The sequence below is a fragment of the Sulfitobacter sp. HI0129 genome (assembly GCF_001635395.1).
In the GTDB taxonomy this organism is placed as follows: domain Bacteria; phylum Pseudomonadota; class Alphaproteobacteria; order Rhodobacterales; family Rhodobacteraceae; genus Sulfitobacter.
On the sequence record NZ_LWGH01000598.1, the window covers coordinates 1 to 12,560 of the forward strand.

A 12,560-nucleotide genomic window follows, 5' to 3' on the forward strand; every position below is an offset into this window, starting at 1 on the left:
GAAGCGTGGCTTCAACAAGCCGAACCGCAAGGAATACGCCGTCGTCAACCTGGGCCTGATCCAGAAGTTTATCGACGCGGGCAAGCTGGATGCGGGTTCTGCCATCGACGGTGCTGCACTGGTCGCCTCTGGCCTCGTGCGCCGCGAGCGTGACGGTATCCGGGTTCTGGCCAAGGGCGATTTTTCCGCCAAGGTCGATCTGCAGGTTGCCGGCGCATCCAAATCTGCCATTGAAGCGGTCGAAAAGGCCGGTGGCAGCGTTACAGTCACGGCGCCCCAAGCGGCAGAAGCCTCAGCCTGATCCGGGATTAGCCTTGTGAGCGGGAGCCGTCCCGCTTACATAACCCTGAGTTTTCCCAACGCCGCCCGCCGGAAAACGGCCTGGGCGGCGTTTTCGCAAGAGAAAAGAGCCCCACAATGGTATCTGCTGTCGAGAACATGGCCGCCAACACCAGCTGGTCCGCGCTGGGTAAGGCGACCGATCTTCGCAACCGAATCCTGTTCACGCTCGGCCTTCTGATCGTCTACCGGCTGGGAACCTTCATTCCCGTTCCGGGCATCGACGGTTCTGCGCTGCGCGAGTTCATGGCAAGCGCGGGGCAGGGGATCGGCGGCATGGTTTCCATGTTTACCGGTGGTGCTCTGGGCCGGATGGGTATCTTCGCCCTCGGCATCATGCCCTATATCTCGGCCTCGATCATCGTTCAGCTTCTGACCTCGATGGTGCCGTCGCTGGAACAGCTAAAGAAAGAGGGCGAACAGGGGCGCAAGAAGATCAATCAGTATACGCGCTACGGTACGGTGGCGTTGGCCACGTTGCAGGCCTATGGCCTCGCCGTCAGCCTCGAAGCGGGGGATATCGCCGCCGACCCCGGCCTTTACTTCCGTCTGTCCACCATCATTACCCTTGTCGGCGGTACGATGTTCCTGATGTGGCTGGGTGAACAGATCACCGCACGCGGTATCGGCAACGGCATTTCGCTCATCATCTTTGTGGGCATTATCGCCGAGGTTCCGGCGGCCATTGCGCAGTTCTTCGCCTCGGGCCGGTCGGGCGCCATCAGCCCTGCTGTCATCGTGGGCGTGCTGGTCATGGTGATCCTGACGATCATGTTCGTCGTCTTCATGGAGCGCGCACTGCGCAAGATCCACATTCAGTACCCCCGCCGCCAGGTGGGCATGAAGATGTATGACGGCGGGTCCTCTCACCTCCCCGTCAAGGTCAACCCGGCGGGCGTCATCCCCGCGATCTTCGCATCGTCGCTTTTGTTGCTGCCGGTCACGATCAGCACATTCTCGGGCAATTCCACCAATCCGGTGATGTCGTGGATGCTGGCCAACTTCGGCCCCGGTCAGCCGCTCTATCTGCTGTTCCTCGTCGCGATGATCGTGTTCTTCGCGTATTTCTACACGTTCAACGTCAGCTTCAAACCCGATGACGTGGCGGAGAACCTCAAGAACCAGAACGGCTTTGTCCCGGGTATCCGCCCCGGCAAGCGTACGGCGGAATACCTCGAGTACGTGGTGAACCGCGTTCTCGTTCTGGGTTCCGCCTATCTTGCAGCCGTCGTTCTGCTGCCTGAAATTCTGCGCGGGCAGTTCGCCATTCCCTTCTATTTCGGGGGCACCTCGGTACTGATCGTTGTCTCCGTCACGATGGATACAATCCAGCAGGTCCAAAGCCATTTGCTGGCCCATCAATACGAAGGTCTGCTTGAACGTTCTCAACTGCGCGGTAAAGGTGCAGGGAGAGGCAAAGGTACACGCAAGAAACGGAGCCCGGTACGTCGATGAATATTATTCTGCTTGGGCCTCCGGGCGCCGGGAAGGGCACGCAGGCGCGGCACCTTGTTGAAACACGGAACATGGTACAGCTTTCCACTGGCGACATGCTCCGCGAAGCCAAGGACAGCGGTACCGAGATGGGCAAGATGGTCGCCGACGTGATGGCACGTGGTGATCTGGTCACGGACGAAATCGTGATCGGCCTGATCCGCGAAAAGCTCGAAGCTGGTGGCGACCAAGGCGGCTTCATTTTTGACGGTTTCCCTCGGACCCTGATGCAGGCCGTTGCACTCAAGGATTTGCTGGCTGAGATGGGGCAGAAGCTCGATGCGGTTATCGAACTCCGGGTCGAGGACGAAGTGCTCGTCCAGCGGATTGCCGGGCGTTCCACCTGCGGGCAGTGCGGTGAAGTCTACCACGACGTGACGAAGCCGCAGCCAGCGGATGGCAAATGCTCCAACTGCGGGGCGGCGGACTTCAGGCGCCGGGCGGACGACAACGAGGAAAGCCTGCGCAACCGGTTGATGGAATACTACAAGAAGACATCGCCGTTGCTGGGATATTATTTCGCACATGAGTTGCTGAAACCTGTCGACGGCCTCGCGCCGATCGAAGAGGTTCAGGCCTCTATCGCCTCCATCCTCGATAGCTGATCGGCGGTTGGGGGCGCGGTTTCCACAGCGTCCCTTCTATTGACGAAGGGGCGGGTTGACCTCCCCCCGAATCCGCCCTAACCAGCGCTATCTCGCAAGAGAATCGAATTGTGCGGGGCGCCGATCACGCTCCCTACAAGATCACCTGATCAGCTGTAGCCCGTAGGCAATCCGCCTCGGGCTTCACGTTGTGAAAAAAGGGTCTGGCATGACGGACCCGCAACGAAAAGGAATATGACACGTGGCACGTATTGCCGGCGTAAACATCCCGACTGCAAAGCGGGTTCCCATCGCCCTCACCTATATCACCGGCATCGGCAATTCCTCCGCCGAAGCCATCTGCGAAGCCGTTGGCATCGAAACCTCCCGTCGCGTCAATGAGCTGAGCGACGCGGAGGTGCTCAAGATTCGTGAGCACATCGATGAAAACTACACCGTCGAAGGCGACCTGCGCCGCGACACCCAGATGAACATCAAGCGCCTGATGGACCTTGGCAGCTACCGTGGCCTGCGCCACCGTCGCAACCTGCCTGTCCGTGGTCAGCGCACCCACACCAACGCTCGCACCCGCAAAGGCCCCGCAAAGGCCATTGCCGGCAAGAAGAAATAAGGGAGGGTCTGACCGATGGCACGTGAAAAGACACGCGTAAAGAAGAAGGTTTCCAAGAACATCGCCGCCGGCGTTGCGCATGTGAACTCCAGCTTCAACAACACCAAGATCCTGATTTCCGACGTTCAGGGCAATGCGATTGCATGGTCCTCCGCCGGCACCATGGGCTTCAAGGGGTCGCGGAAATCCACGCCCTACGCCGCCCAGATGGCCGCCGAGGACGCGGGCCGCAAAGCGCAGGATCATGGCGTCAAGACATTGGAAGTCGAAGTGCAGGGCCCCGGTTCGGGTCGTGAATCCGCGCTGCGCGCTCTGGCTGCTGCCGGGTTCAACATCACCTCGATCCGTGACGTGACCCCGATGGCCCACAACGGCTGCCGTCCGCCCAAACGCCGCCGCGTCTAAGCGACAGGACTGTCAACAGGGGCTGCGCCACGTGCGCGGCCCCGAAACGCTTTTTTGAAACCTCGAGCGTTCGTGCCGTTTGGACATGAGGCACGGACAAGAATGGAGGGACGCATGATCCATAAGAATTGGGCTGAACTGATCAAGCCGACACAGCTGGACGTGAAGCCGGGCAATGACCCCGCACGCCAGGCGACCGTTGTGGCGGAACCGCTCGAGCGGGGCTTCGGCCTGACCATGGGCAACGCCCTGCGCCGCGTGCTGATGTCCTCGCTGCAGGGTGCCGCCATCACATCCGTTCAGATCGACAACGTTCTGCACGAATTCTCTTCGGTCGCCGGTGTGCGCGAAGACGTGACCGACATCATCCTGAACCTCAAGGGCGTGAGCCTGCGCATGGAAGTCGAAGGGCCGAAGCGTCTGTCGATCTCAGCCACTGGTCCCGGCGTCGTCACGGCCGGCGACATCAGCGAATCCTCCGGCATCGAAATTCTGAACCGGGACCACGTGATCTGCCACCTCGACGATGGGGCGGACGTTTACATGGAACTGACGGTCAACACCGGTAAGGGCTATGTCGCTGCCGACAAGAACAAGCCCGAGGACGCGCCCATCGGTCTCATCCCGATCGACGCGATCTATTCGCCGGTCAAGAAGGTGTCCTATGACGTGCAGCCGACCCGTGAAGGTCAGGTGCTCGACTATGACAAGCTGACCATGAAGATCGAGACCGACGGCTCCATCACGCCCGATGACGCGGTGGCCTTTGCCGCACGCATCCTGCAGGACCAGCTTGGTATCTTCGTCAACTTTGACGAGCCCGAGTCCGCGTCCCGTCAGGATGACGACGACGGTCTGGAGTTCAACCCGCTGCTGCTGAAGAAAGTGGACGAGCTCGAGCTTTCCGTGCGGTCGGCAAACTGCCTGAAGAACGACAATATCGTCTACATCGGCGACCTGATCCAGAAGACCGAAGCGGAGATGCTCCGCACCCCGAACTTCGGCCGCAAGTCCCTGAACGAGATCAAGGAAGTGCTGTCGGGCATGGGTCTGCATCTCGGCATGGACGTCGAGGACTGGCCGCCCGACAACATCGAGGATCTGGCGAAGAAATTCGAGGATTCCTTCTGATATTCACTGCGGCGGGTCATACCTGCCGCAGCGTTTCCGGGCCTCTGGCCCCAAGGAGAGCCCAAGACACGCATCGCGGGCCGGACAAAGCAAAACAGCCCGTAGAGGGCAACATTAGGAGATAGAACATGCGTCACGCACGTGGATACCGCCGCCTCAACCGCACACATGAGCACCGCAAGGCGCTTTGGGCGAACATGGCAGGCTCGCTCATCGAACATGAGCAGATCAAGACAACCCTGCCCAAGGCCAAGGAACTGCGCCCGATCATCGAAAAGATGATTACGCTCGCCAAGCGGGGCGACCTGCACGCGCGCCGTCAGGCCGCGTCGAAGCTGAAGGAAGACCAGTACGTCGCGAAGCTGTTCGACGTGCTGGGCCCGCGCTACAAAGACCGTCAGGGTGGATATGTTCGCATTCTGAAGGCCGGTTTCCGGTATGGTGACATGGCACCGATGGCGATCATCGAATTCGTGGACCGTGATCGTGACGCGAAAGGTGCCGCCGACAAGGCGCGCGTCGCGGCTGAGGCCTCTGCCGAGGATTGATCAACCGGGGCAACCCGTTTGCTGGAAAGCCCCGCTTTGCGGGGCTTTCTGCTTTTTTGCCTTCGGCGAGGATTTTCAACCATTTGGAAGGGCGCTGACCAGCAGGTGGCGTACCTACGCAAGATGGGGAATACGTAGTAGTAACGAAGCACGGTTGGCCGGACGCGGCCATGTGCAGACCGGAGTGGGATATGGCGGACCTGTTTGACAGCCAGATGAACGAAGGGGTCCCGGAACGGGGGGCAGGCCATCGGCCCCTTGCCGACAGGTTGCGACCCAAGAGCCTGTCCGAGGTGATCGGGCAGCCCGGTGTCATCGGCCCGGAGGCTCCGCTGAGCACTATGCTGGCCTCGGGGGCGCTTTCCTCGTTGATCTTCTGGGGTCCGCCGGGCGTTGGAAAGACGACCATTGCACGCCTGCTCGCTGATGAAACCGATCTGCATTTCGTGCAAATCAGTGCCATTTTTAGCGGGGTTCCCGAACTGCGCAAGGTCTTCGAGGCGGCCAAGCTGCGTGCTGCAAAGGGGCAGGGGACGCTGCTTTTCGTCGACGAGATACATCGCTTCAACAAGGCCCAGCAGGACAGTTTTTTGCCGCATATGGAGGATGGCACCATCCTGCTGGTAGGGGCCACGACCGAGAATCCGTCATTCGAGCTTAATGCCGCGGTCCTTTCCCGCGCGCAGGTGCTGGTGCTGGAACGGCTGTCAGTCGAAAGCCTCGAACAGCTTGCCATCCGGGCGGAAGAGGAGCTTGGCCGGTCGCTGCCCCTGACCGCCGAGGCGCGTTCCGCCTTGTTGGAAATGGCCGACGGGGACGGGCGCGCCTTGCTGAACCTAGTTGAGCAGATCGTGAGCTGGGATGTCGCTGACCCCCTCGATACAGGGGCGCTTTCGACGCGGCTGGCCCGCCGGGCCGCGCAATACGACAAATCGGGTGACGCTCATTACAACCTCATCTCTGCCCTGCACAAATCGGTGCGGGGGTCTGACCCGGATGCCGCGCTCTACTGGCTTGCACGTATGCTGGAGGGGGGCGAGGACCCGCGTTATCTCATGCGGCGGATCACCCGCATGGCGGTGGAGGACATCGGCCTCGCCGATCCGCAGGCGCAGGCCATTTGCCTGCAGGGCTGGGAAACATATGAACGCCTCGGCTCCCCCGAAGGGGAGCTGGCGCTGGCGCAGGCGGTTCTCTATCTCGCACTCGCGCCGAAATCCAATGCCGCTTACGTGGCCTACAAGGCCGCGCGCAAGTCGGCGCGCAAGACCGGATCAGCGCCACCGCCGAAGCATATCATGAATGCGCCCACCGGCCTGATGAAAGAGCAGGGCTACGGTGCCGGCTATGCCTATGACCATGACGCGGAGGACGCGTTTTCAGGCCAGCATTATTTCCCCGACACCATGGATCGCGTCGCGTTCTACGCCCCGGTCGAACGTGGTTTTGAGCGCGACCTGAAGAAGCGGACGGAATATTTCGCGCGGTTGCGCAGCAAGCGGTCCAATACGGACCGGTCGTCCGAAACTTGACATCCAGCAGCGCAGGGACGATGGACCGCCTATGTTCATAACGCTTACACTCGTGGCACTCGGCGGGGCGATCGGCGCCTCTCTGCGGTACCTTTTCGGCGTCGCCGTCTACAGGATGGGTGCGACGGGGGATTTCCCCATCGCGATCCTTTCGGTGAACGTCATCGGTTCCTTTTTGATGGGGGCCTTCGTCATCTTCGCGGCCCAGCGGGGGCTGACGCATTTGTCGCCCTTCGTAATGACGGGTATCCTTGGTGGCTTTACTACGTTTTCCGCTTTCTCGTTGGAAACGGTGACCCTGCTCGAACGCGGGCAGGCGGCATCGGCCCTTGTATATGTCACGCTGTCCGTCGGGCTTTCGATCATGGGGCTGATGGCCGGGGTGCTCATCATGCGGGGATTGCTGACATGAGCCGGGTCCAGACCAGAACCGTGGAAGACGGCGAGGGCGACCAGCGTCTTGACCGATGGTTCAAGCGACAGTTTCCGCAGATTTCGCAAGGTCGGCTGGAAAAAATGTGCCGAAAGGGCGAGATACGCGTCGATGGGGGGCGGGTTAAGGCCGCCACACGGCTCGAGGTCGGCCAGCAGGTCCGTATCCCGCCGTTGCCCGACAGCGATGCACCGCCCCCACCCAAACGCACCCGGATCAGTGACGCGGACGCCAAGTTCATCCGAAGCTGCGTGATCTATCGCGATGATCATGTGATCGCGCTCAACAAGCCGCCGGGGTTGCCGGTGCAGGGCGGATCGGGGCAGTCCGACCGGCATGTGGATGCCTTGGCCGACGCGCTGTGCTTCGATCTGGATGAGAAGCCGCGCCTTGTGCACCGGCTGGACAAGGATACGTCGGGCGTGTTGCTGATGGCGCGGACGCGGGCTGTGGCGGCCGATCTGACCGCGAGTTTCCGGCATCGCGAAACCCGGAAGATTTACTGGGCGGCGGTCGCGGGCGTTCCGCACCCCAAGAACGGCACGATCAAGTTCGGGCTGGTCAAGGCCGGGGGCCATGGGTCGCGCGGCGAGGGGGAGAAGATGCATTGCATCCATCCCGCCGAAGTGGACACGACCGATGGCGCCAAGCGCGCGACGACGGATTATGCCGTGCTGGCGCAGGCGGCGAACCGCACCTGCTGGTGCGCGTTGATCCCCGTCACCGGCAGAACGCATCAGCTGCGCGCGCATATGGCTGAAATCGGTCACCCTATCGTGGGGGATGGCAAATACGGCGGCTCGGGGCAGGACAATCTCGGCGATGGCTGGGGCGCACAACTGGGTGGCGACATATCCAAGAAGCTGCATTTGCACGCCCGTTCGCTGACGCTGGAACATCCGGTAACAAAGGCGCGGCTGAACCTCACGGCACCTCTGCCCGATCACATGGCGCGGACCTGGGACACGTTTCAATGGCTTGCGTCGGATGTGCCCGCCGACCCCTTCGAAGAGGGCTGGGCGTGACGGCACCCCTGCGGCTGGTGATTTTCGACGTCGATGGCACGCTGGTGGACAGCCAGTCGGATATCGTCGCGGCGATGGGCCATGCCTTTGCCGCCTGTTCGCTGCCCGCACCCGATCGTGCCGCGGTTCTGTCGATCGTTGGCCTCTCGCTTGACCGGGCCATGGCTGTGCTGGCACCCGATGTCCCGGCGCATCTGCACGTGGCGATGGAGGCGGCCTACAAGGATGCCTATGTGGATCTGCGGGCGCGGACTGGGGTTGCCGAGTCCTCCCCGCTCTATCCCGGGGCGCTGCAGACTCTGGAACAGCTCGCCGCGCGGGACGACGTGCTGCTGGGCGTCGCTACCGGTAAATCGCGGCGCGGGCTCGACCTGTTGCTTGAGGCGCATGGACTGGGCCGATTTTTCGCAACCCGGCAGGTCGCGGATTTCCATCCTTCAAAACCGCATCCTTCGATGATCCTTGAGGCGATGCGCGAAACCGGGGCGGCGCCCGCTGATACGGTGATGGTTGGCGATACGAGTCTCGATATGGATATGGCCGCCGCGGCGGGTGTGACAGGAATCGGGGTGAGCTGGGGCTACCATCCGGTGCAGAACCTCACGGCAGCCAGCCGCATCGTTGACGGGTTCGATACCTTGCTGCCCGCGCTGGAAGAAACATGGAAGGTTGCCGCATGAGCGATTGGAAGGCGAAACGTTTCTGGAAAGCGGCAGAAGTCGTTGCCGCCGACGAAGGCTTTGCCGTCGAGCTTGACGGGCGGCCCATTCGGACACCTGCGAAAAATCCGCTGACCATGCCCACCCGCGCAATGGCAGAGGCCGTTGCATCCGAATGGATGGCGCAGGACGGCGTCATCGATCCACGCACCATGCCCGCCACGCGGACGGTCAACGCCGCCGTTGACAAGGTCGTCCCCCAGCATGCGGAAGTGGCCGAGATGCTGGCGGCTTACGGCGATGCGGACCTGCTGTGTTATCGCGCAGATGGGCCGGAAGAACTGGTCGCCCGTCAGCAGGCGCAATGGGACCCATACCTCGACTGGGCGCGGCAGGACCTGGGGGCCGATCTTTCGCCCCGCACGGGAATCATGCACGCCCCGCAGGAGGCAGACGCCCTTGCCGCCCTGTCGCGACGGACCCATGCATTGAACGATTTCGAGCTGGCCGCGTTTCACGATCTTGTGTCTCTTTCCGGCTCGCTCGTTCTGGGATTTGCCGCAGCACTGGGCGCGGGAAAGGCAGAGGAAATCTGGACCGTATCGCGGCTTGATGAACTCTGGCAGATCGAACAATGGGGGGCCGACGAAGAGGCGGAGGCCCTGGCCGAAGTGAAGCGGCAGAGCTTTCTTCACGCCAAACAGATGTTCGATCTTGCAAAAAAGGACGGTTGAGAGCGGCTCTTGCGACGTAAACCGGGGCAGATTCACCGATCCGACACTTGACCTCCGATCCCAATTCCGACCACAGTGCTGACCACTGAGCAGGAACAATTCTGCCAGTATCGCCTCCGGCGCCCCGGTGTCGGAATAACCGCCCTAAGATGTGGCGGACTATCAGGAAGAGGTAAAAATGAAAAAATCCGTATTTCTTGGCGCGCTGACCTTTGCGGGCCTCGCAGCCGGCGCTGCAGCGGCCGGAACGCTGGAAGACGTGCAAGCGCGCGGCAAGCTGAACTGCGGCGTGACCACCGGCCTGGTCGGCTTCGCCGCTCCCGATGCGAATGGTGAATGGAATGGTTTCGACGTGGCCGTCTGCCGTGCCGTTGCCGCCGCCGTTCTGGGTGACCCCACCGCCGTCGAGTTCATCCCCACCACGGGCAAGACACGCTTCACCGCGCTGGCCTCCGGCGAAATCGACATGCTGGCCCGGAACACCACCTGGACCTTCAGCCGTGACGTTGATCTGAAGTTCGACTTTGTCGGCGTCAACTACTACGACGGTCAGGGCTTCATGGTGCCTAAGGCGCTTGGCGTTTCCTCCGCGAAGGACCTCGACGGTGCGACCGTCTGCATCCAGACCGGTACAACGACCGAATTGAACCTCGCGGACTTCTTCCGCGCGAACAACATCAACTACGAGCCGGTTCCGATCGAAACCAACGCTGAAGCGCAGCAGCAGTACCTTGCCGGTGCCTGCGACGTCTACACGACGGACGCTTCCGGTCTGGCCGCGACACGCGCGACCTTTGAAAACCCCGATGAGCACACGCTGCTTCCGGAAATCGTTTCCAAAGAGCCGCTGGGCCCGCTGGTCCGCCACGGTGACAACGAGTGGGGCGACGTGGTTCGCTGGACTCTGAACGCGCTGATCACTGCCGAAGAGCTCGGCGTGACATCCGCGAACGTCGGCGACATGGCGTCCAACACCACCAACCCCGAAGTCGCCCGCCTGCTGGGCACCGAGGGCAACCTGGGTGAGATGATGGGCCTCGAAGCCGATTGGGCCAAGAAGGCGATCATGTCCGAAGGCAACTACGGTGAGATCTTTGCCAAGAACATCGGCGAAGAAACCCCCATCGGCCTCGCACGTGGTCTGAACGCACAGTGGACAGACGGCGGCCTGCTGTACTCGCCCCCGTTCCGCTAAATATCACGACCGAAGGGCGCGGATTTCCGCGCCCTTCGTACCCCATGACGACCGACAAGAACCCGAGCCACCTTCGCACTACCGATGCGCCGCATAAAAAACCGGCCGGGACACAGGGAACAGTTTCATGACGTCACTTACCGACCCCCAAAGGGGTTCGTTCCGGCTATCTTCGCTGTTGAACGATACGCGGTACCGCTCGATGACCCTTCAGGTTATCGCTGCCGTGGTCCTCGCCCTTACACTCGGGTATCTTTATTCCAACCTGATGGCGAACCTGCAGGAGCAGGGGCTCGATATCTCTTTCGACTTCCTCTACAGCCCTGCCGGCTACGACATTAACCAGACGCTGATCGACTATAACAGCCAGTCCACGAACCTGCGCGCCGCGGTCGTCGGTGTGCTGAATACCCTTCTGGTCGCATTCCTTGCCTGTGTGACCGCCACGGTCTTCGGCGTCATCGCAGGGGTGCTGCGGCTGTCGAAGAACTGGCTCGTGCGCAAGCTGATGGCCTTTTACGTTGAGATTTTCCGTAACATTCCGGTGCTGATCTGGATCATCATCATCTTCACCATCATGACGGCGGTGATGCCGGCCCCCAGCGCCTTCAGGGGGGACACGCCGTCTTCCTCGATGTTGTTCGATCTTTTTGCCTTCACCAACCGCGGCGTCTATGTCCCCGGTCCGTATTTTACCCGTGGCTTTGGCGGAGAGGACGGGAGCTGGATCAACTGGCTGCTGGTCATCGGCGTTCTGGTTGCATCCTTGTTCGCCACGCGCGCGGTTTCGGCCCGGGCGAACGACAAGCAGGCGAAAACAGGTGTACGGCCAAAGACCTTCTGGCTGAACCTCGCGATCTGGTTCGTGCCGGTGATCGTTCTTCTTTTCGCCCTCGGGCTGCAGTGGGACATTCCCGAACTGCGCGGGTTCAATTTTGGCGGTGGTATCAAGATCGGTGGCCCGCTGATTGCCCTGTGGTTCGCCCTGTCGATCTATACCGGCGCGTTCATCGCTGAAAATGTCCGTGCAGGTATTCAGGCGGTTTCCAGAGGTCAGACAGAGGCGGCCTCGGCCCTTGGCCTACGCCCCCGGCGTGTGATGAACCTCGTCGTTTTGCCGCAGGCGCTCCGGGTGATCATTCCGCCGCTGATCTCCCAGTACCTGAACATTACCAAGAACTCTTCGCTGGCCATCGCCGTCGGCTACGCCGACATCACTGCGACACTGGGGGGTATCACCCTGAACCAGACAGGCCGTGCCATTGAATGCGTGTTGCTGCTGATGTTGTTCTACCTCGTGATCTCGCTCTGCATTTCCGCGGTCATGAACGTCTACAACAATGCCATGAAGCTGAAGGAGCGCTGAGATGTCTGATACACACGCAGAATCAGTCGCTTTCGTCCGTGAAACGGCTTTGCCGCCCGTGCCTCCGCCGGTGGCGGAGCGGGGCATCTACAAATGGGGCCGGGAAAACCTGTTCGCGACGCCGCTGAACGCCCTGCTTACCGTGGCGGCGATATACGTGATCTACCTCGTGCTTGCGGGAACCTTGCCGTGGATCCTTGGCGGGGTCTGGACCACAAGCTCGCTCGCGGAATGCCGTGAAGTGCTCGACGGGCGTTCGGCTGCCTGTTTCTCGGTACTGACCGACCGGTGGAACCAGCTGCTCTTCGGGTTCAAATATCCGCCTGAGCTTTACTGGCGCCCGCTGCTCGCCTTCGTTCTGATGTTCTTGGCGGCTGCCCCGGTGTTGTTCTTCGACCTGCCGCGAAAGCTCCTGTTCTTCACGGGCATCTATCCGTTCCTTGCCTACTGGCTGATCTGGGGCGGTACGATCTGGACACCCATC

14 protein-coding genes and 1 pseudogene are annotated in these 12,560 nt (G+C 61.3%); all 15 read left to right on the plus strand.

Going from position 1 to position 12,560, the window contains the following annotated elements:
• Positions 1 to 301, plus strand: a 301-nt coding sequence (locus tag A3764_RS15835) for an uL15m family ribosomal protein (protein ID WP_150122230.1), incomplete at its 5' end; no start/stop codon positions are given.
• 116 nt (positions 302 to 417) lie between these two features.
• Entirely contained in the window at positions 418 to 1,794 is a 1,377-nt protein-coding gene (gene secY / locus A3764_RS15840) for a preprotein translocase subunit SecY (RefSeq protein WP_067924155.1), read from the plus strand.
• Positions 1,791 to 2,438 carry an adenylate kinase gene (locus tag A3764_RS15845; protein WP_067924153.1) on the plus strand — a complete coding sequence of 216 codons (648 nt, stop codon included), beginning with the start codon at positions 1,791 to 1,793 and terminating at the stop codon, positions 2,436 to 2,438. Before secY ends, A3764_RS15845 begins: the two co-directional genes overlap by 4 nt.
• Positions 2,439 to 2,679: 241 nt before the next feature.
• Positions 2,680 to 3,048: a 30S ribosomal protein S13 gene (gene rpsM, locus A3764_RS15850; protein ID WP_067924151.1), complete on the plus strand. Its 369-nt coding sequence runs from the start codon at positions 2,680 to 2,682 to the stop codon at positions 3,046 to 3,048.
• Between the two features lie 15 nt (positions 3,049 to 3,063).
• The gene (gene rpsK, locus A3764_RS15855; protein ID WP_067924149.1) at positions 3,064 to 3,453 is read left to right on the plus strand and encodes a 30S ribosomal protein S11; all 390 of its coding nucleotides are present in this window, start codon (positions 3,064 to 3,066) and stop codon (positions 3,451 to 3,453) included.
• A 114-nt stretch (positions 3,454 to 3,567) separates the two neighbouring features.
• Positions 3,568 to 4,584 carry a DNA-directed RNA polymerase subunit alpha gene (locus A3764_RS15860; RefSeq protein WP_067924145.1) on the plus strand — a complete coding sequence of 339 codons (1,017 nt, stop codon included), beginning with the start codon at positions 3,568 to 3,570 and terminating at the stop codon, positions 4,582 to 4,584.
• A 128-nt stretch (positions 4,585 to 4,712) separates the two neighbouring features.
• The gene (rplQ, locus tag A3764_RS15865) at positions 4,713 to 5,132 is read left to right on the plus strand and encodes a 50S ribosomal protein L17 (protein WP_067924143.1); all 420 of its coding nucleotides are present in this window, start codon (positions 4,713 to 4,715) and stop codon (positions 5,130 to 5,132) included.
• A 191-nt stretch (positions 5,133 to 5,323) separates the two neighbouring features.
• Positions 5,324 to 6,664, plus strand: coding sequence for a replication-associated recombination protein A (locus A3764_RS15870; RefSeq protein ID WP_067924141.1), 1,341 nt, complete (start codon positions 5,324 to 5,326; stop codon positions 6,662 to 6,664).
• A gap of 31 nt (positions 6,665 to 6,695) precedes the next feature.
• Positions 6,696 to 7,076, plus strand: a complete 381-nt coding sequence (crcB, locus tag A3764_RS15875; protein WP_067924139.1) for a fluoride efflux transporter CrcB — start codon at positions 6,696 to 6,698, stop codon at positions 7,074 to 7,076.
• Entirely contained in the window at positions 7,073 to 8,122 is a 1,050-nt protein-coding gene (locus tag A3764_RS15880; protein ID WP_067924136.1) for an RluA family pseudouridine synthase, read from the plus strand. The genes crcB and A3764_RS15880 overlap by 4 nt, the downstream gene beginning before the upstream one ends.
• Positions 8,119 to 8,802, plus strand: a complete 684-nt coding sequence (locus tag A3764_RS15885; protein WP_067924133.1) for an HAD-IA family hydrolase — start codon at positions 8,119 to 8,121, stop codon at positions 8,800 to 8,802. The genes A3764_RS15880 and A3764_RS15885 overlap by 4 nt, the downstream gene beginning before the upstream one ends.
• Entirely contained in the window at positions 8,799 to 9,515 is a 717-nt protein-coding gene (locus tag A3764_RS15890) for an ATP12 family chaperone protein (RefSeq protein ID WP_067924130.1), read from the plus strand. Before A3764_RS15885 ends, A3764_RS15890 begins: the two co-directional genes overlap by 4 nt.
• Before the next feature lie 178 nt (positions 9,516 to 9,693).
• Positions 9,694 to 10,710 (plus strand): amino acid ABC transporter substrate-binding protein, encoded by a 1,017-nt coding sequence (locus A3764_RS15895; RefSeq protein WP_067924129.1) that lies wholly within the window; start codon positions 9,694 to 9,696, stop codon positions 10,708 to 10,710.
• 127 nt (positions 10,711 to 10,837) lie between these two features.
• Positions 10,838 to 12,076, plus strand: coding sequence for an amino acid ABC transporter permease (locus A3764_RS15900; protein WP_067924126.1), 1,239 nt, complete (start codon positions 10,838 to 10,840; stop codon positions 12,074 to 12,076).
• A 1-nt stretch (position 12,077) separates the two neighbouring features.
• A pseudogene (locus tag A3764_RS15905) lies at positions 12,078 to 12,560 on the plus strand (amino acid ABC transporter permease); the annotation flags it as partial.